The sequence below is a fragment of the Lactobacillus sp. 23-2 genome (assembly GCF_044902225.1).
GTDB lineage: Bacteria > Bacillota > Bacilli > Lactobacillales > Lactobacillaceae > Lactobacillus > Lactobacillus absianus.
Window position 1 is genome coordinate 27,314 of record NZ_JAOQBX010000023.1, and the last position, 1,521, is coordinate 28,834.

Genomic DNA, 1,521 nt, shown 5'->3' on the forward strand with positions numbered 1-1,521 from the left:
AGTTGAAGTTGAGCTGCTTGCGGATTCACTTGCCCCAGACTCACTAGTTGAAGCTGAGGTGCTCGGTGATTCGCTTGCACTGGTCTCACTAGTTGAAGCTGAGGTGCTCGTCGATTCACTTGCGCCGGACTCACTAGTTGAGGTTGAAGCGCTCGGTGATTCACTTGTAGCAGACTCACTAGTTGAAGTTGAGGCACTCGTCGATTCACTTGCGCCGGACTCACTAGTTGAAGCTGAAGCGCTCGGTGATTCGCTTGCAGCGGACTCGCTAGTTGAAGCTGAGGCGCTTGCGAATTCACTTGCACTGGCTTCACTAGTTGAAGTTGAGCTGCTTGCAGATTCGCTCACACCAGATTCACTAGTCGAAGTTGAGCTGCTTGTGGATTCGCTTGCAGCGGATTCACTAGTTGAGGTTGAAGTACTTGCGGATTCACTTGCGCCGGACTCACTAGTTGAAGCTGAAGTGCTTGTCGATTCGCTTACACCAGATTCACTAGTTGAGGTTGAGCTGCTTGCCGATTCGCTTGCAACTGACTCACTAGTTGAAGCTGAAGTGCTTGCAGATTCACTTGCGCCGGACTCACTAGTTGAAGTTGAGGCACTCGTCGATTCACTTGCAGCAGACTCACTTGCTGAAGTTGAAGTGCTTGTCGATTCGCTTGCACTGGTTTCACTAGTTGAAGTTGAGGCACTCGGTGATTCGCTTGCACTGGTCTCACTAGTTGAAGCTGAGGTGCTCGGTGATTCGCTCACACCAGATTCACTAGTCGAAGCTGAGCTGCTTGCAGATTCGCTTGCACCAGATTCACTAGCTGAAGTTGAGGCGCTTGCGGATTCACTTGCGCTGGTCTCGCTAGTTGAAGTTGAGCTGCTTGCAGATTCGCTCGCACCGGACTCGCTAGTTGAAGTTGAGGTACTCGTCGATTCACTTGCCACAGACTCACTAGTTGAAGCTGAGGTGCTTGCGGATTCACTTGCGCTGGACTCGCTAGTTGAAGTGCTTGGTGATTCGCTTGCACTGGCTTCACTAGTTGAAGCTGAAGTGCTCGGTGATTCGCTTGCACTGGCTTCACTAGTTGAAGTTGAAGTGCTCGGTGATTCGCTTGCAGCGGATTCACTAGTTGAGGTTGAAGTACTTGAGGATTCGCTTGCAACGGACTCACTAGTTGAGGTTGATGCACTCGGTGATTCGCTTGCACTGGCTTCACTAGTTGAAGTTGAGCTGCTTGCAGATTCACTTGCAACGGACTCACTAGTTGAGGTTGAGCTGCTTGCCGATTCGCTCACACCGGACTCACTAGTTGAAGTTGAGGCACTCGTCGATTCACTTGCCACAGACTCACTAGTTGAAGCTGAGGTGCTCGGTGATTCGCTCACACCAGATTCACTAGTCGAAGTTGAGCTGCTTGCAGATTCGCTTGCACCAGATTCACTAGTCGAAGTTGAACTGCTTGCCGATTCGCTTGCACCAGATTCACTAGTCGAAGTTGAGCTGCTTGCAGATTCGCTTGCACCAGATTC

At 50.8% G+C, this 1,521-nt stretch carries 2 protein-coding genes; both read right to left on the bottom strand.

Going from position 1 to position 1,521, the window contains the following annotated elements; all coding sequences use genetic code 11:
- Window positions 1-1,287 (bottom strand): hypothetical protein (locus OCH80_RS08045; protein WP_404539747.1); only part of this gene is annotated, 1,287 nt, incomplete at its 3' end.
- Window positions 1,288-1,373: 86 nt separating this feature from the next.
- Entirely contained in the window at window positions 1,374-1,514 is a 141-nt protein-coding gene (locus OCH80_RS08050; protein ID WP_404539753.1) for a pentapeptide repeat-containing protein, read from the bottom strand.
- Window positions 1,515-1,521: the final 7 nt, after the last annotated feature.